Source organism: Microbacterium faecale (assembly GCF_014640975.1).
Lineage (GTDB): Bacteria > Actinomycetota > Actinomycetes > Actinomycetales > Microbacteriaceae > Microbacterium > Microbacterium faecale.
In genome coordinates, this window is the sequence record NZ_BMHO01000001.1 from 1672663 (window position 1) to 1698811 (window position 26149).

Here is a 26149-nt window from a genome sequence, read left to right on the forward strand (position 1 = left end):
GCGGGTCCGCCATGGTGTAATGGCAGCACGACAGCCTTTGGAGCTGTGAGGTCTAGGTTCGAATCCTGGTGGCGGAGCGTGACAGAGCAGAGTCTGGCGATCGTGGTCCTGGCGGCGGGACAGGGTACGCGAATGAAATCTTCGACCCCGAAGGTTCTGCACCGTCTCGGAGGTCGCCCCCTGCTCGGCCATGTGCTGCGCAGCGCAGAGTCTCTCGGCGCCGAACTCGTGCGCGTCGTCGTGCGCCACGACCGCGACCGGATCGTCGAGGCTCTTGCCGACTACCCGGGTGCGCTCCCGGTCGATCAGGATGACATCCCGGGAACCGGGCGCGCCGCGCAGGTCGGTCTCGAGGCGCTGCCGGCTGACTTCGACGGCGACGTGCTGATCCTCTCGGGCGATGTGCCACTCATCGAGGTCGCCACGTTCCGCAGCATGCTCGATGAGCACCGTGCCCGCGGGGCCGACGCCACACTCCTCGGCGCCGAGCTGCCGGATCCGCGCGGGTACGGCCGCGTCCTCCGCGGCGCCGACGGCATGGTCGAGCGCATCGTCGAGGAGAAGGACGCCACGGCCGAGGAGGCAGCCGTCACGGAGATCAACCCCGGCGTGTACGTGTTCCGGGCGCACCCGCTGCGCGACGCACTCGCGCGCGTCGGTACGGAGAACGCGCAGGGCGAGATGTACCTCACCGATGTCGTCGGGCTCCTGCGCGCCGCCGGAGGCGGGATCGCCGCGGTGACCGCCCCGGACGCAGCCGCCGCGCTCGGCGTGAACGACCGCGTGCAGCTCGCCGACGCCGCACGCATTCTGAACCAGCGCGTCGTGCGGCGCTGGCAGCTCGAGGGCGTCACGGTGCAGGACCCGCAGACGACCTGGATCGACGACACGGCCGAGCTCGCCCGCGACGTCACGATCCTGCCCAACACCCACATCCTCGGCGCGACGACGATCGGCGAGGACGCCATCATCGGGCCGGATACGTCGATCGTCGATACCGAGGTCGGTGCGGGCGCCGTCGTGCGACGCAGTGACGTCACGCTCGCGGTGATCGGCGCCGGCGTCAACGTCGGACCCTGGGCGTACCTGCGCGCTGGGGCTGAGCTCGCGGACGGTGCGAAGGCCGGTACGTTCGTCGAGATCAAGAACTCGCAGGTGGGCGCCGGCAGCAAGGTGCCGCATCTGTCGTACGTGGGGGACACCGAGATCGGCGCCGGAGTGAACCTCGGCGCCGGTGCGATCACCGCGAACTACGACGACGTCGACAAGCACCGCACGGTCATCGAGGACCACGTGCATACGGGATCGCACACCGTCATGATCGCGCCGGTCCGGCTCGGCGCCGGCGCAAAGACGGGTGCGGGGGCGGTCGTCCGCAAGGACGTTCCGCCCGGAGCGCTCGCGATGAGCGTGGCCCCTCAGAGGAATCTCGGGGGATGGGTCGAGAACAACCGAGCGGGAACGGCGGCCGCTGAAGCGGCCGAACGGTCCCGCACCGCACAGGAAGCGTCTGATGGCGAGTAAGAACAAGACGGTCAGCCTCGATATCGAACAGGGCATCGCTCCCGGCAAGGAGCAGAAGACGCGCAAGCGGATGGTGGTGGTCTCTGGCAGCGCGCACCCGCAGCTCGCGGCGGACGTCACCGAGTGCCTCGGCATCGAACTCGCTCCCACGGAGCACCGCACCTTCGCCTCAGGCGAGATCTACACCCGCTTCTCGGTGTCGATGCGCGGTACCGATGTGTTCCTCCTGCAGTCGTTCGGTGAGAACGTCAACGAGGACATCATGGAGACGCTCATCATGCTCGACGCCCTCAAGCGGGCGTCCGCGAAGCGCGTCACCCTCGTCATGCCGTACTACCCGTACTCCCGACAGGACAAGAAGGGGCGCGGTCGCGAGCCGATCTCCGCGCGTCTGATCACCGATCTGATCGCGACAGCAGGCGCCGACCGCATCATGAGCGTCGACCTGCACGCCTCCCAGATCCAGGGGTTCTTCAACGGTCCCGTGGACCACCTCTTCGCCAAGCCTGTGCTCGAGAGCCACTTCCTCGAGTCGTTCACTCCCGACGAGCGCGACACACTCACCGTCGTGTCGCCCGACATGGGGCGCGTCCGCGTCGCGGACACGTGGAGTGACTCCCTCGGAGCTCCGCTCGCCATCATCCACAAGCGCCGCGACCCGCGCGTGGCGAACCAGGTCTCGGTGCACGAGATCGTCGGCGCTGTCGAAGGCCGCACATGCCTGCTTGTCGACGACATGATCGACACGGCCGGGACGATCGTGAAGGCCGCCCAGGCGCTCAAGGAGAACGGCGCCAAGAAGGTCATCGTGGGCGCGACCCACGCGGTCTTCAGCGACCCGGCGATCGAGCGGCTGCAGGATGAGTCGATCGACCGCGTCGTCGTCACCGACACGGTTCCCGTGCCGGAGCACCACCGTTTCGACGGGCTCACGGTGCTGTCCGCGGCTCCGCTGCTCGCGCGCGCGATCCAGGAGGTCTTCGACGACGGATCCGTCACGAGCATGTTCGACGGCGCGGCGTAACGACTCACAGCAAGCGCATAGTCGACTCCATAGCGAAGTCATAGGAACCGGCGCACAATGGGGGCATGACCACCTCCGGATCCGCACTCACCCGACCCGACGGCTCGCCCGTGCGCGTTCTCGTCGTCGACGACGAGCAGATGCTGACGGACCTGCTCTCGATGGCACTGCGCATGGAGGGCTGGGAAGTGCGTACGGCGGCGAGCGGCTTCGAGGCGCTCGACGTCGTTGCAGAGTTCCATCCCGACGCGCTCGTGCTCGACATCATGATGCCCGACCTGGACGGGATGAGCGTGCTGCAGCGCCTCCGCCAAAGTCAGAACCTCGTGCCGGTGTTGTTCCTGACCGCGAAGGACGCCGTGAGCGATCGCGTTGCGGGACTCACCGCGGGCGGCGACGACTACGTCACCAAGCCGTTCAGTCTCGAAGAGGTCGTGGCGCGGGTCAGGGCGCTCATGCGGCGCTCGGGCACCGCGCTCGCCGCGGACCCGGAGCCGATCCTGCGCGTCGGCGACCTGAGCCTCAATGAGGACAGCCACGAAGTGATCCGAGGCGAAGATGAGATCGAGCTGACCGCGACGGAGTTCGAGCTGCTGCGATTCCTCATGCGCAATCCCCGGCGTGTGGTGTCGAAGTCGCAGATCCTCGACCGGGTCTGGAACTACGACTTCGGCGGCAAGTCGAGCGTCGTGGAGCTGTACATCTCCTACCTGCGCAAGAAGATCGACGCCGGGCGCGAGCAGCCCCTGATCCACACCGTGCGCGGCGTCGGGTACATGATCAAGGCACCGCAGTGATGGACGGCGCGACGCAGCACAATCCCGCGAGCAGCGCGTCGCCGCGCGCGCACCGGATGACGCTGCAGTCGCGCCTCATGGTGATCGTCTTCACGATCGTCGCCGGAATTCTCATCGTCGTCTCGATCGTGACGGGCGTTCTGCTGAACAACGTGCTCAACGGACAGGTCGACGCCCGCGCCCGCGAGGCGATGGCCAACCTCGCTCCAGAATTCGGCATCGGTCTGCTCGACGGCACGGCGGTCGAGCAGCTCAACTCCGCGCACGCCTCGCCGGGCATGCTGCTCGTGATCAGCAGCCCGTTCACGGGCACATCCGGCGCCATCGTCGGTCAGGACTTTCGTCGCTACACCCTCTCGGAGGGGCAGATCGAGCGCGTGTTCGACGCACTCGACCGGGTCGACGGCGGGCTGACGACTGTCGCGCTGCCAGGTCTCGGCTCGTACCGCGTCAACGCCCTGGAACACACGGGAACGGGCGAGTCGGCCGGGGCGTTCGGGCTGTCGACGGCCAGCGAGAGCCTGACGCTCAAACAGATGCTGTGGTCGATCGCGCTCGCGACCATCGGGGGCATGCTGTTGCTCGGCGTGGCGACTTCGGGCGTCATCAGGCAGGGGCTGCGCCCGCTGCGCGACATCGCGCAGACCGCCGCTCGCGTCTCCCAGCAGCAGCTCGACCGCGGCGACGTGTCGATCACCGAGCGCGTGTCGGAGGATCAGGCTGATCCCGCTACCGAAATCGGACAGGTGGGGGCGTCCCTCAACACGCTCCTCGACCATGTCGAGGATTCGCTGTCGGCCCGCCAGCGCAATGAGGACACGATGCGCACGTTCGTCGCCGACGCCAGCCACGAGCTGCGCACGCCGCTCGCCTCGATCCGTGGCTACAGCGAGCTCTCCCTGCGGGATCAGACCCTCAGCCCCGAGAGCCGGCAATCGCTGCAACGGATCGAGGCCCAGTCGCAGCGGATGACGGGGCTCGTGGAAGATCTGCTGCTGCTCGCGCGCCTCGACGAGGGGCACGAGCTGACCTACGACATGGTCGACCTCAACCAGCTCGTCATCGACGCGGTCGCCGATCAGGCGATGGCCGGAATGGAGCACGACTGGGGGGCCGACGTGGGGGAACAGCCGGTCCTCGTTGCGGGCGACCGTGCGCGGCTCACGCAGGTCGTGACGAACCTGCTCGCGAATGCCCGAACGCACACGCCCGAGGGGACGTCCGTGACGGTGTCGCTCCGCATCGAGGGGGCCGAGTCCGCAACCCGCGCCGTGCTGTCCGTGCACGACACCGGGCCGGGTATCCCGGAGGCCGTACAGGAGACGCTGTTCTCGCGGTTCGCCCGTGCGGACGTGTCGCGCGCGCGAAAGACGGGCGGATCCGGCCTCGGGCTGTCGATCGCGAAGGCGATCGTGGAGGCGCATCACGGCACGATTTCGGTGGAGAGCGCGCCGGGGGACACGACCTTCACCGTCACGCTCCCGGCCAAGCCGCGCGACGCAGCCTGATCCGCATCACGGCGAAGCGCCCTCGCCTCAGCTGCCGTGGGCGGGCGAGGCGGGGGCGCTTCGGCTGAGGCTCAGTGCGTGTCTTCGGCCTCGGACTCGGTGCGGTCGCCCGACCAGTCGGTGTGGAAGGTGCCGGGCTTGTCGATGCGCTTGTACGTATGCGCGCCGAAGAAATCGCGCTGTCCCTGGACGAGTGCGGCTGGCAGGCGGTCGGCGCGGATGCCGTCGTAGTACGCGAGCGATGAGCTGAACGCCGGGGCGGGAATCCCCGCCTGTGCGGCGGCGACGACGACGCGGCGCCATGCGCCCTGGCCGCGCGCGATCGAGTCGGCGAAATACGGCGCGGTGGCGAGTACCGGCAGACCTGGTTCCTCGGCGTATGCGTCCGCGATGCGGTTGAGGAACTGCGCGCGGATGATGCAGCCGGCGCGCCAGATCTTCGCGACGGCGCCGAGATCGATCGACCAGTCGTATTCCTCGGCCCCGGCGCGGATCTCGTCGAAGCCCTGCGAGTAGGCGATGATCTTCGACGCGAACAACGCTTGGCGCACGTCCTCGACGAAGGCGTCCACGTCGTCGACCTCGAACGTGCTGTCTGGGCCGGGCAGCGCGGCGGCGACGCGTCGCTGCTCCGGGTGCGACGAGAGCGAGCGGGCGAACGTTGCCTCGGCGATGCCCGAGACGGGGACGCCGAGGGACAGGGCGGTCTGCACCGTCCACGCGCCCGTGCCCTTCGCGCCGGCCTGGTCGAGGATGACGTCGACGAGAGGCTTGCCCGTCTCGGCGTCGATCTGACGCAGCACCTCCGCGGTGATCTCGATGAGGTACGACTCGAGCTCTCCGCCGTTCCAGTCCGTGAAGATGTCGGCGATCTCGGCCGGCGTCTTGCCGGTGCCGCGGCGAATGAGGTCGTACGCCTCCGCGATGAGCTGCATGTCGGCGTACTCGATGCCGTTGTGCACCATCTTCACGAAGTGGCCCGCGCCGTTGTGGCCGATGTGGGTGACACATGGCTCGCCCTCGGCCACCGCGGCGATCGACGTCAAGATCGGGCCGAGGGTGACCCACGACTCGTCCGAGCCGCCGGGCATGATCGAGGGGCCGTTGAGTGCGCCCTCCTCACCACCGGAGATGCCGGCGCCGACGAAGTTGATGCCCGTCTCCCGCACGGCCTTCTCGCGGCGAATGGTGTCGGGGAAGTAAGCGTTGCCGCCGTCGACGATGATGTCGCCGGGCTCGAAGACCTTGACGAGCTCGTCAATGACCGCGTCGGTGCCGCGGCCCGCCTTGACCATGATGATGGCGGTGCGCGGCGTCGTCAGGCTCGCGGCGAATTCCTCGTACGAGAACGACGGAATGAAGCCCGCCTCGGGGTGCTCCGCGACCAGCGCATCGGTCTTCTCGCGGCTGCGGTTGTACACGGCGACCGTGTTCCCCTCGCGGCTGGCGAGGTTGCGGGCCAGGTTGGAGCCCATGACGGCGAGGCCGACGACCCCGATGTTTGCTGCGGACGCGTTCACGCACTTCTCCTTAGGGAGATGGATCTGGATTCGCCCACCAGGCTAGTGGGTCGGGGGAGGAGGCCGATCGGATCAGTCGTCGTATGACGAGTGCCGGCCGAGCGACCACATGGCGCCGATGGCGGTGACAGTGCCGATGCCGGCCAGCACGAGGACGATGAGTTCGATGATATGCGAGGGTTCCACGGTACGCGCCTCCTGAAGCCGGGAATGGGACGGTGCGTCGAGACGCACGAAGTCGATTCTATCGGAGTGATCGGGTACGCTGAGGTACGACCTCGGCGAGGGATGCACGTGTGTGCGTCCGTGATCGACGCGGTGAAGCTGGCCGGAAGCGGTCTCCTCACGCGCTGCGTTCGAGTCGAGAACCCCTTTCCCGCCCGCGCGGCCGGCACCTTTGCCGCGCACACCCCAGGAGCAAGATTATGAGCGAAAACAAGCTCTCCGTAGACGTCCGCACCGAGTTTGGCAAGGGTTTCGCTCGCCGCCTCCGCGCCGCGGGCAAGATCCCGGCCGTCCTGTACGGTCACGGCGCCGACGTCCAGCACCTTGCGCTTCCCGCGCACCAGACGGGCCTGATCGTCCGCTACGCGAACGCGATCATCGACCTCGACATCGACGGTACGAGCCAGCTCGCGCTCGTCAAGGATGTTCAGCGCGATCCGGTGCGCAGCATCATCGAGCACATCGACCTCGTGGCCGTGCGCCGCGGCGAGAAGATGACGGTCGATGTGCCCTACACGACCGAGGGCGACCCGTTCCCCGGCACGTACATCACCTTCGGTGCGTCGGCGATCTCGGTCGAGGCCGACGCCATGAACATCCCCGACACCATCGTCGTTAACGTCGAGGGGCTCGAGGACGGCACGAACATCTTCGCGAAGGACCTCACGCTGCCGGAGGGCGTCACGCTCGTCGACGACCCGGAGCTGCACGTCCTGTCGGTCACGATGCCGACGGCGTCGGACGACGACGACGCGGCCGATGCACCCGCGGACGCCGGTGGCGAGGCCGAGGCGTCTGCCGAAGCAGAGTCCGAGTAAGGGTTCAACGCATCATCGAGGGGGCGCGACGGATCGCGCCCCCTCGATTGCTCTCTGGGAGGCAGCGGATGAGTGAGACGTGGCTGGTCATGGGGCTCGGGAACCCCGGCCCGCGATACGAGCGCACCCGCCACAACGTCGGGCAGCTCGTCGTCGACGACCTCGCGGTCAGGCGTGACGCGTCGTGGCGCCAACACAAGGCCGGCGCGCGCGTGGCGGAAGCGTGGGCCCGACCCGGCGGAGCGAAGCTCGTGCTCGCGAAGTCGAACGGGTACATGAACACCTCCGGTGGGCCCGCCGCCGCGCTGACGTCGTTCTACTCGATTCCCGCAGAGCGCGTTGTCGTGATCCATGACGAGCTCGACCTCCCTTTCGACGCGCTCAAGCTGAAGAGCGGCGGCGGCCACGGCGGCCACAACGGGATCCGCGACATCGCCAAGGCCCTCGATACCCCTGACTTCGTCCGCGTCCGCGTCGGCATCGGCCGGCCCCCCGGTCGCCAGGACGCCGCAGACTGGGTCCTGAGTGAGTTCGGCGCGGCCGAGCGGCGCACCCTGGGGACGCTCGTCGCGGAGGCCGCCGATGCCGCGGAGCTCATCGTCGAGGACGGCCTGGTCGCAGCGCAGCAGCGCGTGCACGCTCCGCGCTGATCAGTCCGCGTTGGTCAGAAGGTGAAGGGCATCAGCCCGACGAGCCCCGCGAGGAGCGCGTGCTGCGTGAAGGCGAGCAACAGCATCCAGCCGCTGCTCGCGAGCACGATCGCGGCGATGCCCCAGCCACGACCGCGACCGAGCGACGTCGCGACGATGCCCTGGATCAGCCCCCACAGGGCGACGAGCGCATGCACGACCCACGCGACGACGAGGACGATGACCGCGCCGACCGCGCGTTCGAGGGTGTCCCAGAGCTGCGCCTCGGTTTCCTGGATGAGATCCGGATAGTCCACCAGGCGCACGACGCGGCCGACGAGGAAGCCCGCCAGCCAGATCCCGACCATCCCGACCACCAGCGCCGTGACCGACGCGATGAACGCGACGAGGCCAAGACCGGTGCCACGGCGCGAGCGGACGGGAACAGGATACGCGGCAGTCACGCCCCTACAGTATCCGTACACTTGTCGGGTGAGTCTTTCCGGGATCCTGCGCGCCCTCGACACGTCCGAATCGTTCAGGGAGGCGTTCGCGGCGACATCGGTCGACCAGGATCTCTCGCTCGTCGACGGACTCGATGCGCCGGCGCTCGCCGCATTGATCGATCGACGTCAGGCAGCCGGTGAGGCCGGTGTGCTGTTCGTCGTGGTCCCGACGAGCCGGCGCGCCGAGCAGCTCGCGACGGCTCTCGCCGCCTTCGTGCCGACGGCCGACGTCCGCGAGTTTCCGGCGTGGGAGACGCTGCCGCATGAGCGACTGAGCCCGAGCGCCGAGACCGTCGGGCGTCGGCTCGAAACGCTCCGCGCTCTCACGGCGTGGGACGGCGAGCGGCCGCTCATCGTCACCGCGTCGATCCGCGCCGCGATCCAACCCGTCGTCCCCGGGCTCGGCGACGCGAACGCCGTGTCCCTCGCGGTGGGCGCGCGCGATCACGACCTCGACGACATCGCCGTGCGGCTCGTCGAGCTCGCTTATCATCGCGTCGACATGGTCTCGCGACGCGGCGAATTCGCCGTGCGCGGCGGGATCCTCGACGTGTTCCCGCCGACGGCCCCGCATCCGCTGCGCGTGGAGTTCTTCGGCGACGAGGTCGACCAGATCCGCGAGTTCTCCGTCGCGGATCAGCGCTCCGTGCCGGGCGACGTCGACCGGATCGAGCTTCTCCCGAGTCGCGAGCTGCTGCTGACCCCGTCGGTGCGGCAACGCGCGCGAGAGCTGCAGCACGATTACCCCGGCATCGCACAGATGCTCGAGAAGATGGCGGAGGGCATTCCCGCGGAGGGCATGGAGTCGCTGTCGAATCTCGTCGCCGGCCCGCTCGTGTCGATCGCGGACTACCTGCCCGCGGGATCCACGACGGCGGTCGTCGACCCCGAACGCGCCGTGTCGCGCGCGGTGAGCTTGAAGGAGACGAACACCGAGTTCCTCGAGGCGGCATGGAGCGCCGCGACCGCGGGCGGTGAGGCGCCCGTCGATCTCTCGAGCGGAGGGTTCCTCACGCTCGAAGAGCTCCGCGAGCGGGTGCGCGCACTGGACGGTGTCTGGTGGACGCTGAGCCCGTTCGACACCGGACTCGGCGAGATCGCGGCCGAGCTCTCCGATGCGGCAGAGGGTGCCGCGATCGCTCGTGACGCCGCGACGCGCGTCGCGGGCGAGCCGATCGCCTCCTTCCAGGGCAACGTCGAGGGCGCGACCGGCTTCGTCGGCGATCTCGTGCGCGAGGGGTGGGCGGTCGTGCTGGCCTCCGCCGGCACGGGCATGGTCGACCGCGCACGCGACGTGCTCGGCGAGCGCGGGGTCGCGGCACGGATCGTGGACGACCTGACCGAGGCGCCCGAGCGCGGCGTCGTCACGCTCGTGCAGGCGGAGGTCGAGCGCGGCTTCCGGGTGGAGCAGGTGAAGCTCGCGGTGCTCACCGAGGCGGAGTTCTACGGCCGCACGGCCGGCGGCGGCAGGCAGTCGGCGAATCGGCTCGCATCGCGCCGCCGCAACGTCGTCGACCCGTTGCAGCTGAAGCCGGGGGACCCGGTCGTGCACGCCACGCACGGCATCGGACGGTTCGTCGAGATGATGCAGCGCGAGGTGTCGACAGGCGGGCGCAACGCGCAGAAGTCGACGCGCGACTACGTCGTGCTCGAGTACGCCCCCGCCAAGCGCGGTTACCCGGGCGACAAGCTGTTCGTGCCCACCGACCAGCTCGACCTGCTGTCGAAGTACGTCGGCGGCGAGAATCCCCAACTGTCGAAGATGGGCGGATCCGACTGGTCTCAGACGAAGCGGAAGGCGCGCCGTGCGGTGCGCGACATCGCCGTCGAACTCGTCAAGCTCTATTCGGCGCGCATGGCGTCGAAGGGCCACGCCTTCGGCCCAGACACCCCGTGGCAGCGGGAGCTCGAGGAGGCGTTCGCCTTCGTCGAGACGCCCGACCAACTGCAGACGATCGACGAGATCAAGCGCGACATGGAACGCGAGATCCCGATGGACCGCCTGCTGTCCGGAGACGTCGGCTTCGGCAAGACCGAGGTCGCCGTCCGCGCGGCGTTCAAAGCGATCCAGGACGGCAAACAGGTTGCGATGCTCGTGCCGACGACGCTGCTCGTGAAGCAGCACATCGAGACGTTCTCCGACCGCTTCGCGGGATTCCCTCTGAACGTGCGCCCGCTGAGTCGCTTCCAATCCGACAAGCAGGCGCGCGAGACGCTGCGCGGGCTCGCGGACGGATCCGTCGACATGGTCATCGGCACGCACCGGATCCTCACGGAGGGGGTCGTGTTCAAGGACCTCGGGCTCATGATCATCGACGAGGAGCAGCGCTTCGGCGTTGAGCACAAGGACGCGCTCAAGAAGCTGAAGACGAACGTCGACATCCTCGCGATGAGCGCGACGCCGATCCCTCGCACCCTCGAGATGGCCGTGACGGGGATCCGCGAGATGTCGACCCTCGCGACCCCGCCCGAGGACCGCCACCCGATCCTGTCGTACGTCGGACCGTCGAACGACAAACAGGTCGCGGCGGCGATCCGTCGCGAGATGCTGCGCGAGGGGCAGATCTTCTTCGTGCACAACCGCGTGACGAGCATCCAACGCGTCGCCAACCACCTCGCCGAACTCGTGCCGGAAGCGCGCATCGCCGTCGCCCACGGCAAGATGGGCGAGCACCAGCTCGAACAGGTCGTCGACGACTTCTGGGAGCGCAAGTTCGATGTGCTCGTCTGCACGACGATCATCGAGACGGGAATCGACATCCAGAACGCCAACACGATCATCATCGATCGTGCCGACAAGTACGGCCTCGCCCAGCTCCACCAGCTTCGGGGGCGCGTCGGCCGCGGGCGCGAACGTGCATACGCCTACTTCGTCTACGACGAGCAAAAGCCGCTGAGTGAGACCGCCGCGGATCGCCTCGAGACGATCGCGGTCCACAACGACCTCGGCAGCGGCATCCAGGTGGCGATGAAGGATCTCGAGCTGCGCGGGGCCGGGAACCTGCTCGGCGCCGAACAGGCGGGGCACATCGAGGGCGTCGGCTTCGACCTCTATCTGCGGATGATCGGCGAGGCGGTCAGCGAGTTCCGCGGCGAGGCGACGGACGGGCCGGTCGAGCTGCGGCTCGAGCTCCCGATCGAGGCGCGGATCCCCGACGACTACATCGACAGCGAGCGGCTTCGGCTCGAGGCGTATCAGAAGCTCTCGGCCGCGGCCTCCTCCAGCGCCGACGATGACGCGATCGACCGTGTCGTCGAGGAGCTCGCCGACCGCTACGGCGAGCCGCCCACCGACGTCGCGGGCCTCGTCGAGGTCGCTCGGCTGCGGCGCCGTGCCGCGCAGTCGAAGCTCTCCGACGTCGTCGCGATGGGCAAGAACCTGCGCATCGCACCGGGAGCCCTGCCGGAATCCAAGGCGGTGCGCATGAAGCGGCTCTATCCGGGCGCGAAGATCGTCGCCGGGGGCGACGCGCTGATCGTCCCGCTGCCGATGAGCGGCGGCGAGCCGCTCGCCGACGCAGACCTCGTGACGTGGGTGCGCCAACTGCTCGACGCGCTGTTCCCGCTGTCGACTGCGCCGGATCCGCGTCCCGAGTAAGCTTGCCCGAGGTGTGCCGGGAAGTCTGGTCGGCTGAGCGAGCTGCGCTGCTCGCGAATCACCCGCGATCCGAAGGATTCTATGTCGCTGCTTCGCTCTGAGCGCTTCCCCGCGTTCCTCCTACTGGGCGCCGCCGCCCTCGGCCTCATCGTCGCGAATCTGCCGTTCGGCGATCGGGTCATCGAGTGGAGCCATCTCGAGATCGGTCCGGCCTCGCTGGGTCTGAACCTCTCGCTATCGCACTGGGTGGCGGATCTGCTGCTCGCGATCTTCTTCTTCGGCGTCGCCGTCGAACTGCAGTACGAGATGACGCGCGGCCAGCTGAACAGCCTTTCGAAGGCGATCAAGCCCGCCATCGCCGCGGCGGGAGGCGTGATCGTGCCGATCGCCGTCTACCTCGCCATCGCCGGTGGGCCCGAGACGAACAGCGGCTGGCCGATCCCCACCGCGACGGATATCGCGTTCGCGCTCGGTGTGCTGGCCATGTTCGGCAAGGGACTGCCGACGAAGGTGCGCATCTTCCTCCTCGCCCTCGCAATCATCGACGATATCGTCGGCATCGTGTTCATCGCGGTGCTGTTCGCGACGGACCTCGATTTCGGGATGATGCTGGCGGGCCTCGCCTGCATCCTCGTCTTCGCGATCCTGAGCCGTCTGCGCCGCAGCCTGAATACCCCGACGATCGTGATCGCGATGGTGATCGTGGCGCTGGCGGCCTGGGCGTTCACCTACCTGTCGGGTATTCACGCGACCATCGCCGGCGTTCTCCTTGGCCTGCTGAGCCGGCAGCACGAGGGCATGCAGGCGCGGCACGTGCTCGAGCCGTGGATCAACGCGCTGATCCTGCCGATCTTCGCATTCTTCTCGGCGCTCGTCGTGATTCCGCAGGTGGCGCTCGACGAGCTCTCTCCTGCACTCTGGGGGATCCTCGTCGCGCTGCCCGTCGGCAAGCTGATCGGCATCACGCTGTTCGGCTGGCTGGCGATGTTCGTGGGGCGCAAGAAGGGTGAGAAGCCTGAGTTGCCTGTCGCCGACATCCTGCCCGCGGCTGCCCTCGGCGGGATCGGCTTCACGGTGTCGCTTCTGCTGTCACGACTTGCATTCACCGACAACGTCGTCGCCGACGAAGCGGTGCTGGGTGTGCTGCTCGGATCCCTCATCTCTCTGATCCTGGCGGCATTCCTCGTCAGCGCTCGCGCACGGCATTACCGCCGCCTCGCCGAGCGCACCTGACGTGGCAGAGTGGGGCCGTGAGCGAAATCGGTGAGGGGCTGCGCCGCGCGGCCGAGGTGATGGATCGCGTCCGCGCCGACTGCGTCTGGTCGCAGCAGATGACCCACGAGAAGCTCGTGCCGTATCTCACGGAGGAAGCGGCCGAGGTGATCGAAGCCGTTGAGAGCGGGTCCGCCGCGGAACTGCGCGAGGAGCTCGGCGACCTGCTGTGGCAGGTGCTGTTCCATTCCGCCGTGTCGGACGAGTTCACGATCGACGATGTGGCGGGCGACCTGGCGGACAAGATGACGCGCCGCCACCCGCACGTGTTCGCGGGAGAGACCGCGGAGACGTCTGACCGCGTGCTCGAACTGTGGAACGCCGCGAAGGCCGACGAGAAGCGCGAACGCACTTCGGTGCTCGACGGGATCCCCGCGGGCATGCCCGCGCTGGCACGGGCTCAGAAGGTGCTCGGCAAGGGGGAGAAGGTCGGAGCCGGGCTCGAATTCGCCGAGGAGATTCTCGCGGCGGAGGCGCTCGAGGCCGCCGGCGAGGAAGAACTGCTGCCAGCCAGCGAGGAGGAGCTGGGTGAGGCGCTTCTCGCGCTCGTCGCACTCGCACGGGTGCGCGGCTGGGACGCCGAGCGCGCCCTCCGCGGCCGGACGCGGGACGTCGCCGAGGAGATCCGCGCCGCCGAGTAGCGGGCGGTGCGGTCCGCGCGCGACGCCTGGGATAATGGAAGGTCTATGGCTACTGTGAACCCGCCGCGCGGCATGCGCGACTTCCTTCCCGCCGAGAAGCGACGCCGCGAGCAGGTGCTCGCGATGATCCGGGATCGTTACGAAGCGCACGGCTTCGACGAGATCGAGACGCCCGTGATGGAGGACTATGCGCGTCTGCACGGCGGGCTCGGCGGCGACAACGAGAAGCTCGCGTTCACGGTGATGAAGCGCGCTCTCACGACCGAGAAGCTGCGCAGCGCGGCGGATCCCGCCGATCTCGCCGACCTCGGCCTGCGGTTCGACCTCACGGTTCCGCTCTCGCGCTTCTACGCGTCGCACCGCGGCGACCTCCCCGGCGTGTTCCGGGCGATCCAGATCGCGCCCGTGTGGCGTGCGGAGCGGCCCCAGAAGGGGCGCTACCGCCAGTTCGTGCAGTGCGACATCGACATCATCGGCGATGCGACCCCGCGCGCGGAAGCCGAGCTGCTCGCCGCGTCGCTCGACGCATTCTCCACGCTCGGCCTCCGTGACGTCACGATCCGCATCAACGACCGACGCGCGCTCGACGCGATGCTCGACGTGTTCGGATTCCCGGTGACCGACCGTCCCGGTGCACTCATCACGATCGACAAGCTCGACAAGATCGGCCCCTCCGGTGTCGCGGCGGAGCTGCGCGAGCGGGGATCCGCCGACGAGGCCGTCACGGCCCTGGAGGAGTTCCTCGACGGGCTCGCCGAGCCGACCGAGCCGTATGGCGCCGCGCAGATTCGCGCCCTGCTGCCCCAGGGGATCCCCGAGGACGTCGTCGACCACCTCGTCGGCATCGGAGAGGCTGTGGGCGGGCCCGCCGCCCTGCGCTTCGACCCGTTCCTCGTGCGCGGCATGGGGTATTACACGGGCACGATCTTCGAGGTCGAGCACCCGGAGGTGTCGTACTCGCTCGGCGGCGGCGGCCGCTACGACGGCATGATCGGTCGCTTCCTCGGCCAGGATGTGCCGGCGGTCGGCTTCTCAATCGGGTTCGAGCGCATCCTCGACCTCGTCGAGCTCGACCCCGCCGTGGGGAGCGAGGCGGTCGTGCTCGTGCACGATAAGGACGTGCCGGTCGCCGAGCTCCTCGCGCACAAGGAGGCGCTCGTCGCCAGCGGAGCACGAGTGCGCCTCGAACAGCGCCCGCGCAATCTCAAGGGCGCGCTCGAGCGCGCCGCGGCCGACGGGTACACCGTGTTCGCGACGGTCGCGCGCGGCCAGGACGAGCTCGAGCTGAAGCCGCTCGCGGAGCCGAGCGAATGACGATGCGTCCAGCGGAGGTGTTCTTCGCCGGGATCGTCATGCCGTCGGGACGAAGCCATCGGCTCGGCGGAGGCGGCCGACGCGTGAACGACCGGTGAACTCCCCGCGTTCGCGAGCGGCGGCGGGCGTGAGGTGGCCTCCGCCGCGCTAGCCTCGCGGCATGACCTCTTCCGGTTTCGTCCGGCGGCTCGGCCTCATCGACGCCGTCGCCATCGGACTCGGATCCATGATCGGCGCGGGCGTGTTCGCGGTGTTCGCTCCCGCCGTCGCGGTCGCCGGCAGCGGAATCCTCGTCGGGCTCGTCCTCGCCGCCGTCGTCGCGTTCTGCAACGCGACCTCGTCCGCTCAGCTCGCCGCCGTCCATCCTGTCGCCGGCGGAACGTACGCCTACGGCAACGCCGAACTCGGCGCCTGGTGGGGATACCTCGCGGGCTGGTGCTTCGTGGTCGGGAAGATCGCGAGCTGCGCCGCGATGGCACTCACCTTCGCGGCGTACGCGGCTCCCGGCTTCGAACGGCCCGTCGCGATCGCCGCGGTCGTGGCGCTGACGACCGTGAACCTATTCGGCGTCACGCGCACGGCGCTCGCGACCAAGATCATCGTGACCGTCGTGCTCGCCGTGCTGGCGTTCGTCGGGGCCGCCGCGATCGCCCAGCCGGCGGCTCCCGGCGGCCTCCTCGGCGACGGGATCCTCGTCGGCGGCTGGTACGGCATCCTCCAGTCCGCAGGGCTGCTGTTCTTCGCCTTCGCCGGGTACGCGCGCATCGCGACGATGGGCGAGGAGGTGACGCGTCCGTCCGTCACCATCCCTCGGGCCATCGTGATCGCGCTCGCGGGCGCCGTCGGCATCTACATCCTCCTCGCGCTGGCGGTGCTCACGACGCTCGGCACCGGCGCGGCCGGATCCGCCGCCCCGCTCGCCGACGTCGTCGCGACCGCGGGCTGGGACTGGGGCGAACCGATCGTACGTGTCGGGGCCGCGTGCGCCTCCCTCGGGGCGCTCCTCGCACTCGTCGCCGGCATCGGGCGTACCAGCCTCGCCATGGCACGCGGGGGCGACCTGCCGCGGTTCTTCGCACGGATCCACCCGCGCTCGCACGTGCCGCACCGCGCCGAGATCGCGGTCGCCGTAGTGGTCATCGCGATCGTGCTCGTCGCGGACCTGCGCGACGCGATCGGCTTCAGCTCCTTCGGCGTGCTGCTGTACTACTTCGTCGCGAACGTCGCCGCGCACCGCCAGGGAGCCGCCGCGCGGCGGTATCCGCGGGCGATGCAGGTCGTCGGCGCTCTCGGATGCGTCATCCTGGCCGCGACGCTGCCCTGGCCATCGGTGATCGGCGGTGTCGTTGTTGTCACGGCGGGGATCGCGGTGCGCGGGATCCGCCTCGTCATCGAACGCCGATCCGTGTGAGGCTCGAGTCTCGGACAGCGCGCGGCGCCCTGATAGCCTCGCCCACGGGCCGCGAAGACGCTGGCGGGGCCCTTTCGATGAGGTGAGGTGTGATGCTGGGACGCGCGATCGATCGGCGACACGGCGGCCGTGCCATCTTCTTCGCGAGTGAGGATCCGACCGGTTCCGCAGGCTCGTCGGACGAAGGCGTGACCGGGTCTGCGGACACGGTGCCGACGACCTGGCGGCGGTCCGTCTCGATCTCCCGCGGCGGCGCGATCACGCTGGGTGTGCTCTTCGGCGCGACGAACCTTGCGCTCGTCGCGGCGTGCGTCGTGGGGTTGCGCACGGACGGAAGCGTCCCTGTTCCCCTGTGGATCGCGCTGGCGATCATGCTGCCGGTGACGCTCGTCGCACTCGCCGCGCTGCGCTTCGACGTCCGCATCGACGAGCGCGGGGTCACGGCACGCGCAGCACTCGGCTGGCCCCGGGTCCGGGTCCCGCTCGAGAAGATCACCTCCGCCGACGTAATCGCGGAGGTAAGTCCGCTCGCCGACTTCGGCGGGTGGGGGTGGCGCACCGTCGGCGCGGGCGACGGTGTCGTGCTGCGCACCGGCGAGGCGATCCGCATCGGTCGCGACCGGCGCAGCGATCTCACGATCACGGTCGATGACGCGGCGGGCGCCGTCGCCGTCCTGAACGCCCTTCGACGTGAGGCCGGGCACGCGGTCGATCGCCCCTGAGACACGCGGGCGAACCTGTTCGCCGCGCCGCCGCGGTGCGAGATACTCGACGAAGCGATTGACCGCGCCGGAGGAGCCACCGTGACGTTGCACCACATTCCGCTGACAGCCGCACGACTCGAGCGGGGGCTGTTCGACTCCCGTCGCCGCCTGAATCGCGAGTACCTCGCTGCCCTGCAGCCCGATGCACTGCTGCAGAACCACTACATCGAGGCCGGTGTGGGATCACAGCTCTGGCACCTGCACCCCTCACGGGATTCGTCGCGCGACCGCGGCCTCGATCGCCACTGGGGCTGGGAGACGCCGGGCGCGCTCCTGCGGGGGCACTTCGTCGGGCACTGGATGTCGGCGGTCGCGCGCGAGGTCGCAGTGACCGGTGACGGCGTGCTGCGCGCGCAGCTCGACGCGGTGCTCGACGGCCTCGAGCGCTGTCAGCGCGAGAGCGACGGGGAGTGGCTGTGGGCGATCCCGCCGAGCGTCCTGCGTCGCCTCGACGAGGGACGCTCCGTATGGGCGCCGCAGTACAACATGCACAAGACCCTCATGGGCCTCGTCGACGTGCACCGTGACCTGGCCGACGAGCGTGCGCTCGCGCTCGCCCGGCGCGCGACTCAGCCACTGCTACGGTGGGTGCGCGGTCACGATGACGCCAGCTTCCAACGGATCCTCGAAGTGGAGACCGGCGGGATGCTGGAGGTCTGGGCGGATCTGTTGGAGGCGACCGGCGATCCGATCTATCGCGAGCTGCTCGACCGTTACTATCGCCGCTCGCTGTTCGACGGCCTCCTCGCGGGGCACGACGTGCTCACGAACATGCACGCCAACACCACCATCCCGGAGGTGCTCGGCGCGGCGCGCGCCTACGAGGTGACCGGGGACGACATCTGGCGGCGGATCGTCGAAGCGTATTGGGACTGGGCGGTGGTGCGCCGCGGCACGTTCTGCACGGGCGGGCAGACGTCCGGGGAGATCTGGACGCCACCGTTCGCCTTCGCGGCGCGACGCGGCGAGAAGACGCAGGAGCACTGCGCCGTGTACAACATGATCCGACTCGCCGACGTCCTGCTCCGCTGGACCGGAGACCTGTCGTACGCCGACTACATCGAACGAAACCTCTACAACGGTGTCCTCGCTCAGCAGCATCCGCAGACGGGGATGGTGGCGTACTTTCTGCCGCTCGTCGGCGGTGCCCGAAAGGACTGGGGGAGCCCGACCGAGGACTTCTGGTGCTGCCACGGATCGCTGGTGCAGGCGCACACACGCCACGCGCAGCTGGTCTTTTACGCCGACGGCGACAACGAGACCGTCACGATCGCGCAGTTCATCGCGGCACGGGCGAGCGTGCCCGTCGGCACCGCGACCGCCGATCTGCGCCTGGAGCTCCTCGACGAGGCCGATGACGTCGGTCCGGACGCGAATGCGGGGGCCGCCGGGGACCGGCATCGCCCGATGCGCACGCGGATGCGCGTGACCGTCGATGCTCCGGCGTCGATGCGGGTGCGGATCCGCATTCCGGAGTGGGCGGAGGGCGCCCCGGAAACGTCGGCGGACGACCTGGTGACGCGCGAGGGCGACGCGCTCTTTCTGGCGCACCCCGGCGGCAGGCTCAGCGTGGACGTCTCCTTCCGGTATGCGCTCCGCGCGGTGCCGATTCCGGACGAGCCGACCACGGTCGCATTCGCCGAGGGGCCGGTCGTGCTGGGCGGTCTCGTCGACCGTGAGGTCGCCCTGACCGGAGACGCGAGTCGCGCGCCCGAACTGCTCGCGCGCGACGACGAACGGCACTGGACGCGGTGGCTCCCGCGCTACCGCACGGTCGGGCAACCGGTCGCGATCCGCTTTCGACCGCTGCACGAGATCGCCGACGAGCCGTTCGCTGTGTACTTCCCCGTCGTCGGCGGATCCTGACGCGCGGTGTCAGCCGAGGTGCAGTTCGAACGTCGCGAAGGAATGCGGCGGCAGCTGAGCCGTGAGCACCCCATCCTCGATCTGTGCCTCGAGCGGCGCGGGCGCGACGCGATCGGGGGCATCGGGGTCGTTGAACGTTGTCGCGCTCTCGCCGGTCAGCACCCGTGCGCGGGTGAGCTTCGCGGCACGGCCACGCAGGTCGACACGGACGCGGCAGTCGGCGTCGACCGACATGTGCGTCAGCGAGATCAGCGCCGCATCCTCCGACGTCGAGGCGGACAGTGACACGAGGGTGAGCTCGTCGTCGCCGACCATGGTGGTGGGCGCCTCGAGCAGATGCGCCGATAACTGCCGCGCGTCGTGATGCCCGGAGTTCATTTCGAACACGTGGTACGTCGGCGTCAGGACCATGCGATCGCCGTCGGTGAGCACCATCGCCTGCAGTACGTTGATCGTCTGGGCGATGTTGGCCATCGCGAGCCGCGAAGCGTGTCGATGGAACACGTCGAAGTGGATCCCCGCGACGAGCGCGTCGCGCACGGTGTTCTGCTGGAACAGGAAACCGGGGTTGGTGCCCTCCGCGGCGTTCCACCAGGTGCCCCACTCGTCGCATACGAGATCGATGCGCCGGTCGGGGTCATACGAGTCCATGACGGCGATGTGTCCGCGGATCACGCGATCGATGTCCGTCGCGTACGCCATCGTGTCGTAGAACTGCGCGTCGGTGAACGCAGTCGCGTCCTCCGTGTTGATGCCGGATCCGGAGTGCGTGTAGTAGTGGAACGAGATCGCCTCGTACGGCAGGCTGTTGTACAGAACGTTGGTGTGGCTCTCCACGGCGCCCTTCATGAGGGCGCGCGTCCAGTCCAGGTCGTCTTCGTTGGCGCCCGCGGCGATGCGCACGAGTCGGTTGTCACCGTGGTTGCGGCTGTACATCGCGTAGCGGCGGGCCTGTTCCGCGTAAGCCTCGGCCGACATATTGCCGCCGCAGCCCCACGGCTCGTTTCCGAGCCCCCAGAACGGCACGCGCCACGGCTCGTCGCGGCCGTTCTCGCGACGAAGGCGCGCCATGGGGCTGTCGTCGCCCCGGGTGAGGTACTCCGCCCATTCCGACATCTCCTGGACGGTGCCGCTGCCGACGTTGCCGTTGACGTAGGCGTCGGCGCCGAGGAGGTCGCACAGGTCCATGAACTCGTGGGTGCCGAAGTGGTTGTTTTCCACGACGTCGCCCCAGTTCGTGTTCGCGATGCGGGGGCGTTCGTCGCGCGGACCGATGCCGTCGCGCCAGTGATATGCGTCGGCGAAGCAACCGCCCGGCCACCGCAGGTTCGGGATCCGGAGCGCGCGCAGGGCGTCGACGACGTCGCGGCGGATGCCGCGCACGTTCGGGATCTCGGAGCCCTCGCCGACCCAGAAGCCGTTGTAGATGCAGCGCCCGAGGTGTTCAGCGAAGTGGCCGTAGAGGTGGCGGCTGATCCGAGCGCCGACCACGTCGAGGTCGACGACGGCGCGGGCGACGGCGCTCAATGTGCCGCCCCCCAGTCGGCGCGCGAGGTCCGTGGCACGATGGGCGGCCGGGTGGCCGTCGTCATGAGATCGATGCGACGCCCCTCACGCGCGGAGTCCGTGAGCGCCGTCATGATCTCGAGCACGTGCAGGGCGATGTCGCCGTGCGCGCGGGCGCCGCCGTCCCGCACGAAGTCGATCAGTCCGATGCCGCGCCCGGCGTTCTCGTAACCCGCGCGCACGGGCAGCGAATCCCAGTTGTCGGCGCCCGGACGCCTCAGACGCACCTCGCCGTCGAAGAAGTTCGGATCAGGCAGCGCGAGGGTCGCCTCCTCGCCGTGCATCTCAATCGGCGCGGCCTGGGTGGCGACGCCGTCGAAGCTGAACGTCACGGTCGAGACCGCGCCGCTGACGTGCTCGAGGATGCCGGTGACGTGCGTGTCGACCTCGACCGGGATCTCCTCGCCCGCGCGCGGCCCCGTGGCGATCTGCCGCACGTCGCGCGATCGCGACGATGCGCCCGAGACGCGTGCGACAGGGCCCAGCAGGTGGAAGAGCGCGGTGAGGTAGTACGGTCCCATATCGAACAGCGGGCCGCCTCCCTCGCGGTAGTAGAAGTCGGGGTGCGGGTGCCATGCCTCGTGGCCGGGAGCCGTCCAGGAGGCGACGGCGGCGACCGGGCGGCCGATCTCGCCGGCGTCGACGGCGGCCCGGGCGGTCTGTACGCCGGCACCGAGAGCGGTGTCCGGAGCACAGCCGACCCACGCGGATCCGGCCGCGTCGAGGATCTGGCGCGCCGGCGCGACCGTCGGGGCGAGGGGCTTCTCGCCGTAGACGTTCTTGCCGTGGCGGAGAGCCGCCAACGCGACGGGAGCGTGTGCGGCGGGCACGGTGAGGTTCAACACGGTGTCGACGGCCGGATCCGCGAGGAGTTCCTCGACCGTGAGCGAGCGACAGCCGGGGATCCGCTGTGCACCCGCGGCCGCGCGCGCCGGGTCCAGATCCGCCGTGGCGACGATGCGCACGTCAGGATGCGCGGCGAGCGTGTCGAAGTACTGTCCTGAGATGACGCCGATTCCGACTATTCCGATACCGTGCGGCTCGCCCACAGCATTCCCCTTTCGATGATGGTGCGCACATTCACGTCCCGGAGGACGACCGGACCGTGTCCGGGGGTCGCGACGAAGACACGTCCTCGGCCCCAGCGCCGCGTCCACACGGCGGGAGTGACCACCGGGCGATGCCATGGGTGGTGCGCCTGGACGGGATGGGTGGTGGTCGCGAGGACGTCGTTGAGATCGTCGGTCAGCACCCAGTACTGCTCTGTCTTCAGGGTGAAGTCCTCGAGACCCGCCATGATCTCGTGTTCGCGACCGAGTTCCGTCAGATCCACTGTGTAACAGAGGTAATTGTCCGACTCGTCGCCGGCGCGGTCGTTGGGGTGCTTCGCCGGGTGCGTCGCGAACTGCCCGCCGATCAGGTGCAGATAGTCGGAGTTGCTGCGGTACGAGTCGGCGATTCCGCCGTGCCAGCCGGCCAGACCGGTGCCGCGCTCGACCGCGCGGCGGAGACCGGTGAACGCCTCCGTGGAGATCTCCGACATCGTCACCGACTGCACGATCAGATCGGTCTTGGCCATCGTGGTCTCATCGGCATAGACGTCGTTTGACTCCGCGACGCTCACCTCGAAGCCGCTGCGTTCGAGGAATGGCAGGAACATGTCGGTGGCCTCGACGGGGCGATGGCCCTCCCACCCCCCGCGAACGACCAGCGCTCTCCGAGTGGTCATGTGCGCTCCTTCCGCTGTGATGCATCGCGAGCGAGGTACGCGTCGACGTCGGCGTCGACGTCTGCGCGTCCTCGAGAACCCGTGCGGATCGCGAGAAACACTGCCAGGTGCGTTGACGAATGTCTCGTAAATTGCGCAAAATAGACGGATGCGCGCTCCCTCCCGGGTCACCCTCGCCCGTGTCGCGAGCGAATCGGGCGTCAGCGTCTCGACGGCATCGCGAGCGGTCCGCGGGCGCGGAGATATGTCGGCGGCCACGCGCGCCCGTGTGCTGCGGGTCGCCGATGCACTGGGCTATTCGCCGACGGGGGAGAGGCGCGGGCGGCCGCGGGGTGGCACCTCGCTCATGTTCGACCTCGTGCTCGGACACTTTCACGACCCGTACACCGACGAGGTCACGGCGGGAGCGCGAACGGCTGCCGCCACGCTGCGGTACGACCTCGTCCTGACGACGGCGCACGGGAACCCGGACGACGACTGGCCGGACCGCATCCGCTCGCGCGGCACGGCGGGTGTCATCCTCGGCCTGCTCGTCCCGACCGCGGCCCAACTGGGCCGAATGCGCGAGGCCGGGATCCCGGTCGTGCTGCTCGAGCCGCCCGAGGAAGCACCCGAGCGTCTGCCGAGCGTGCGCACGACCGACCACGCGGGCGGCGCCGCGGCCGCGCAGCACCTCCTCGAACGCGGCGTGCGCCGCTTCATCGTCATCGGCGGGGCGCCCTCCTACCGGTACGGTCGCGCCCGGGTTGAGGGCTTCCTCTCGACCATCGAGCGTGCAACGCCCGGCGCGCCCTGTGTGCGGGCCGAGGCCGACTGGGGCGCGATGGGCGCGTGGCGTGCGTGCGCGCAGTCCCTCGCGCAGATCGGGGGACAGGGGCCCATCGGGGTGTTCGCCTGCTCGGACGAGATGGCGGCGGGCGCCTACCGCGCGATCGGCGAAGCGGGCCTGGTGATCCCGCGGGACGTGATGGTCGTCGGGTTCGACGACGTGCGCGGCGCCCGGTGGCTGCACCCCTCGCTGACGACGATCCGTCAGCCGATCCGCGAGATGGCGGCGGCCGCGGTGCAGATGCTCGCGCGCCAGGTCGCAGGTCGCGACCGCGTCGACGACGTCGTGCACCTCCCGACCGAGCTCGTGACGCGCGGGTCGACGCGGGCGCGCTTCCCCGTCTGACCTCCCGACCGTCGGAGATCGATCTCACAGGGTCTTGTGCCGGAGCCTCGACCTGTGCGAACAATGGTCGGATGAACGCTCAGCGCCTCATCCACCTCACCGCCGGCGACGTCTCCGTCGTCCTCGTCTCGTCCGATCACGCGCTGCCGGTCATCGCACACTGGGGTCCACGGATCCGCGCCACCGACGACGACCTCGTCGCGTTCTGGGACGCGGAGCACCGCCCGGGGCTCGAGGGCGTCTCCGACGTGCCGTATCGGCCCTCGCTGCTCCCCGAGCATGGGGCCGCGTGGTTCGGCCACCCGGGGTTCGAAGCGCATCGCGCGGGCGCCGCCTGGGCGCCCCGGTTCGTCGTGCGGTCCGTCGAGATCGACGGCGGCGAGATGACGCGCGCCGTCGTCCAGACCGGACCGGCGCGTGTGGCGTTCACAGCGCACGACGAGTGGGCGGCGGTCGAGCTCGAGATCGACCTCGAACTCTCGCCGGAGGGACTCCTGCGGGTGCGCAGCAGCGTGCGAAATGGCGCCGCCTCCGGCGAACCGCTCGAGATCCAGGGGATGACGCTTGCGCTGTCGATCCCGACGCGGGCGAGCGAGCTGCTCGACTTCGCAGGGAGATGGGGACATGAGCGACTCCCGCAGCGGCACCCGGTCGTGCGCGGTGCGCACGTGCGTGACTCGCGGCGCGGACGGACGGGCCTCGACGCGACGACCATCCTGGCGGCGGGCGTTCCGGGGTTCTCTTCGGACGCGGGCGAGGTCTGGCTCGGTCACGTCGGATTCAGCGGCAACCATCATCACGCGCTCGAGCGCGGCGACGCGACGCTCGCGTTCCGCGGCGGGGAGCTACTGCTCCCCGGAGAGGTCCGCCTCGCGCCGGGAGAGGCCTACGAGACGCCGTGGGTCTACGGCAGCTACGGCGACGGGCTGGACACGGCGTCGGCGCGCTTCCACGCGCACCTGCGGCGTCGCTCCCGCTCGAGGTTGCGGCCGCGTCCCATCACGCTGAACGTGTGGGAGGCCGTGTATTTCGACCAGGATCCCGAGACGATTTTTGAGCTCGCGCAGGAAGCGGCGGCGCTCGGGGTCGAGCGGTTCGTCCTCGACGACGGGTGGTTCCGGAACCGTCGGGACGATCGTGCGGGTCTCGGCGACTGGACCCCCGACCTCGAGGTGTGGCCGGAGGGCCTCGCTCCGCTCGCTGACGCCGTGCGCGAACTCGGCATGGAGTTCGGCGTCTGGGTCGAGCCGGAGATGGTCAATGAGGACTCGGACCTCGCCCGCGCACATCCGGACTGGATTCTGCGCGCGCGACCGGAGCTGCCCGCGCTCTTCCGTTTTCAGCAGGTGCTGGACCTGACCAATCCCGAGGCATACGCGCACATCCTCGACGCGCTCGACCAGCTCGTGCGCGACACCGGCGCCGCGTACGTCAAGTGGGATCACAATCGCGACCTGATCGCCGCCGGTCATCCGGCGAGCGGAGGTGCCGCGGTGCACGAGCAGACGCTCGCGGTCTATCGCCTGTTCGACGAGCTGCGCGAGCGGCACCCGGCCCTCGAGATCGAGAGCTGTGCGTCCGGCGGCGGACGCATCGACCTCGGGATCCTCGAACGCGCCGACCGCGTCCACCCCTCGGACAACCACGATCCGTTCGACCGCTTCCAGCTGCTGCGCTGGACGGGGCTGCTGGTGCCTCCGGAGATGCTCGGATCGCACGTCGCGTCGCCGACCTCGAGCGTCACGGGGCGCACGCACGACCTGCACTTCCGCTGCGCCATCGCCTTCCTCGGCCATTTCGGAATCGAATGGGACATCCGCGGCCTGCCCGACGACGAGCGCGCGACGCTCAGGCACTGGATCGCGCTCTTCCGTCGTTTCCGCGGCACGATCGCAACGGGGCGCCACGTCGGCGGCGGAGAGACGGATCCGATGGCCCCCTCACTGCGCGGAGTCGTCGCTGCGGATCACTCGGAGGCGCTCTACACGATCGTTGCGCCGCCGACGGCAGCCGACACCCTCACGCGGGTGCGACTCGTCGGCCTGCACGACGAGCGTCGATACCGGATCTCGGCCGACCTCCCGGCCTCGCTCGGGCCGCCATGGCAGGTGCCGGACTGGTTGCGTGAGGCGGCGGCACTCGGCGACGAGACCGGCGCGCGCGTGATGTCGGGCGCGATGCTGCGCGATGTCGGCTTGGAGTTTCCGACGTTCCACCCTGATCGTGCGGTCGTCGTCCACGCGAGCGCGGTGAGCTGACGCGG

At 69.4% G+C, this 26149-nt stretch carries 20 protein-coding genes and 1 tRNA gene; 16 read left to right on the forward strand and 5 right to left on the reverse strand.

Annotated features, from left to right (window positions below; genetic code table 11):
- Nucleotides 1–5: 5 nt before the first annotated feature.
- The 5 genes from IEW87_RS07895 to IEW87_RS07915 all read left to right on the forward strand — a co-directional run bounded on the left by IEW87_RS07895 (nt 6) and on the right by IEW87_RS07915 (nt 4853).
- A tRNA-Gln gene (locus tag IEW87_RS07895) sits at nt 6–77 on the forward strand.
- A 1-nt stretch (nt 78) separates the two neighbouring features.
- The gene (glmU, locus tag IEW87_RS07900; RefSeq protein WP_188711720.1) at nt 79–1524 is read left to right on the forward strand and encodes a bifunctional UDP-N-acetylglucosamine diphosphorylase/glucosamine-1-phosphate N-acetyltransferase GlmU; all 1446 of its coding nucleotides are present in this window, start codon (nt 79–81) and stop codon (nt 1522–1524) included.
- Entirely contained in the window at nt 1514–2548 is a 1035-nt protein-coding gene (locus IEW87_RS07905) for a ribose-phosphate diphosphokinase (protein WP_188711721.1), read from the forward strand. The genes glmU and IEW87_RS07905 overlap by 11 nt, the downstream gene beginning before the upstream one ends.
- A 65-nt stretch (nt 2549–2613) precedes the next feature.
- Nucleotides 2614–3345: a response regulator transcription factor gene (locus tag IEW87_RS07910; protein ID WP_188711722.1), complete on the forward strand. Its 732-nt coding sequence runs from the start codon at nt 2614–2616 to the stop codon at nt 3343–3345.
- On the forward strand, nt 3345–4853 hold the full coding sequence (locus tag IEW87_RS07915; RefSeq protein WP_229731014.1) for a sensor histidine kinase: 1509 nt from the start codon (nt 3345–3347) through the stop codon (nt 4851–4853). The genes IEW87_RS07910 and IEW87_RS07915 overlap by 1 nt, the downstream gene beginning before the upstream one ends.
- A 71-nt stretch (nt 4854–4924) precedes the next feature.
- Here IEW87_RS07915 and gnd read toward each other — a convergent pair whose 3' ends face one another.
- Nucleotides 4925–6373, reverse strand: a complete 1449-nt coding sequence (gene gnd, locus IEW87_RS07920; RefSeq protein WP_188711723.1) for an NADP-dependent phosphogluconate dehydrogenase — start codon at nt 6371–6373, stop codon at nt 4925–4927.
- Nucleotides 6374–6798: 425 nt separating this feature from the next.
- Between gnd and IEW87_RS07925 the strand changes: the two genes are divergently transcribed.
- A complete protein-coding gene (locus tag IEW87_RS07925; RefSeq protein ID WP_188711724.1) occupies nt 6799–7416 on the forward strand; it encodes a 50S ribosomal protein L25/general stress protein Ctc in 618 nt (205 codons plus the stop codon).
- 68 nt (nt 7417–7484) lie between these two features.
- A complete protein-coding gene (gene pth / locus IEW87_RS07930; protein ID WP_188711725.1) occupies nt 7485–8066 on the forward strand; it encodes an aminoacyl-tRNA hydrolase in 582 nt (193 codons plus the stop codon).
- Nucleotides 8067–8080: 14 nt separating this feature from the next.
- On the opposite strand, the gene IEW87_RS07935 is transcribed toward pth, so the two are convergent.
- Nucleotides 8081–8509 (reverse strand): hypothetical protein, encoded by a 429-nt coding sequence (locus IEW87_RS07935; protein ID WP_188711726.1) that lies wholly within the window; start codon nt 8507–8509, stop codon nt 8081–8083.
- A 28-nt stretch (nt 8510–8537) separates the two neighbouring features.
- On the opposite strand from IEW87_RS07935, the gene mfd reads away from it, so the two are divergent.
- From mfd to IEW87_RS07970, 7 genes are all read left to right on the forward strand, one after another.
- A complete protein-coding gene (gene mfd, locus IEW87_RS07940) occupies nt 8538–12149 on the forward strand; it encodes a transcription-repair coupling factor (protein WP_188711727.1) in 3612 nt (1203 codons plus the stop codon).
- Between the two features lie 81 nt (nt 12150–12230).
- Nucleotides 12231–13382: a Na+/H+ antiporter NhaA gene (locus tag IEW87_RS07945; RefSeq protein ID WP_188711728.1), complete on the forward strand. Its 1152-nt coding sequence runs from the start codon at nt 12231–12233 to the stop codon at nt 13380–13382.
- Nucleotides 13383–13441: 59 nt separating this feature from the next.
- A complete protein-coding gene (locus tag IEW87_RS07950; protein ID WP_188712704.1) occupies nt 13442–14062 on the forward strand; it encodes a MazG family protein in 621 nt (206 codons plus the stop codon).
- A gap of 45 nt (nt 14063–14107) precedes the next feature.
- Complete coding sequence (gene hisS / locus IEW87_RS07955; protein ID WP_188711729.1) at nt 14108–15376, forward strand: histidine--tRNA ligase; 1269 nt, start codon at nt 14108–14110, stop codon at nt 15374–15376.
- A gap of 160 nt (nt 15377–15536) precedes the next feature.
- On the forward strand, nt 15537–16787 hold the full coding sequence (locus IEW87_RS07960; protein ID WP_188711730.1) for an APC family permease: 1251 nt from the start codon (nt 15537–15539) through the stop codon (nt 16785–16787).
- A gap of 89 nt (nt 16788–16876) precedes the next feature.
- Entirely contained in the window at nt 16877–17509 is a 633-nt protein-coding gene (locus tag IEW87_RS07965; protein WP_188711731.1) for a hypothetical protein, read from the forward strand.
- An 81-nt stretch (nt 17510–17590) separates the two neighbouring features.
- The gene (locus tag IEW87_RS07970) at nt 17591–19417 is read left to right on the forward strand and encodes a beta-L-arabinofuranosidase domain-containing protein (RefSeq protein WP_188711732.1); all 1827 of its coding nucleotides are present in this window, start codon (nt 17591–17593) and stop codon (nt 19415–19417) included.
- Nucleotides 19418–19426: 9 nt separating this feature from the next.
- Here IEW87_RS07970 and IEW87_RS07975 read toward each other — a convergent pair whose 3' ends face one another.
- The 3 genes from IEW87_RS07975 to IEW87_RS07985 are packed head-to-tail and all read right to left on the reverse strand — an operon-like array spanning nt 19427 to nt 22712.
- Nucleotides 19427–20944: an alpha-N-arabinofuranosidase gene (locus IEW87_RS07975; protein ID WP_188711733.1), complete on the reverse strand. Its 1518-nt coding sequence runs from the start codon at nt 20942–20944 to the stop codon at nt 19427–19429.
- The gene (locus IEW87_RS07980) at nt 20941–22032 is read right to left on the reverse strand and encodes a Gfo/Idh/MocA family protein (RefSeq protein WP_188711734.1); all 1092 of its coding nucleotides are present in this window, start codon (nt 22030–22032) and stop codon (nt 20941–20943) included. Before IEW87_RS07980 ends, IEW87_RS07975 begins: the two co-directional genes overlap by 4 nt.
- Nucleotides 22005–22712, reverse strand: a complete 708-nt coding sequence (locus tag IEW87_RS07985) for a ThuA domain-containing protein (RefSeq protein WP_188711735.1) — start codon at nt 22710–22712, stop codon at nt 22005–22007. The genes IEW87_RS07980 and IEW87_RS07985 overlap by 28 nt, the downstream gene beginning before the upstream one ends.
- 148 nt (nt 22713–22860) lie before the next feature.
- Here IEW87_RS07985 and IEW87_RS07990 point away from each other — a divergent pair, with 148 nt between their 5' ends.
- Nucleotides 22861–23886, forward strand: coding sequence for a LacI family DNA-binding transcriptional regulator (locus IEW87_RS07990; protein WP_188711736.1), 1026 nt, complete (start codon nt 22861–22863; stop codon nt 23884–23886).
- 71 nt (nt 23887–23957) lie between these two features.
- Entirely contained in the window at nt 23958–26144 is a 2187-nt protein-coding gene (locus tag IEW87_RS07995; RefSeq protein WP_188711737.1) for an alpha-galactosidase, read from the forward strand.
- Nucleotides 26145–26149: the final 5 nt, after the last annotated feature.

Coding starts and splice junctions, on each gene's coding strand:
- IEW87_RS07905 (WP_188711721.1), top strand. CDS start 1,514: ATGGCGAGTAAGAACAAGACGGTCAGCCTCGATATCGAACAGGGCATC.
- IEW87_RS07995 (WP_188711737.1), top strand. CDS start 23,958: ATGAACGCTCAGCGCCTCATCCACCTCACCGCCGGCGACGTCTCCGTC.
- IEW87_RS07960 (WP_188711730.1), top strand. CDS start 15,537: ATGACCTCTTCCGGTTTCGTCCGGCGGCTCGGCCTCATCGACGCCGTC.
- IEW87_RS07990 (WP_188711736.1), top strand. CDS start 22,861: ATGCGCGCTCCCTCCCGGGTCACCCTCGCCCGTGTCGCGAGCGAATCG.
- pth (WP_188711725.1), top strand. CDS start 7,485: ATGAGTGAGACGTGGCTGGTCATGGGGCTCGGGAACCCCGGCCCGCGA.
- hisS (WP_188711729.1), top strand. CDS start 14,108: ATGGCTACTGTGAACCCGCCGCGCGGCATGCGCGACTTCCTTCCCGCC.
- IEW87_RS07950 (WP_188712704.1), top strand. CDS start 13,442: ATGGATCGCGTCCGCGCCGACTGCGTCTGGTCGCAGCAGATGACCCAC.
- IEW87_RS07945 (WP_188711728.1), top strand. CDS start 12,231: ATGTCGCTGCTTCGCTCTGAGCGCTTCCCCGCGTTCCTCCTACTGGGC.
- IEW87_RS07985 (WP_188711735.1), bottom strand. CDS start 22,712: ATGACCACTCGGAGAGCGCTGGTCGTTCGCGGGGGGTGGGAGGGCCAT.
- IEW87_RS07915 (WP_229731014.1), top strand. CDS start 3,345: ATGGACGGCGCGACGCAGCACAATCCCGCGAGCAGCGCGTCGCCGCGC.
- IEW87_RS07910 (WP_188711722.1), top strand. CDS start 2,614: ATGACCACCTCCGGATCCGCACTCACCCGACCCGACGGCTCGCCCGTG.
- IEW87_RS07925 (WP_188711724.1), top strand. CDS start 6,799: ATGAGCGAAAACAAGCTCTCCGTAGACGTCCGCACCGAGTTTGGCAAG.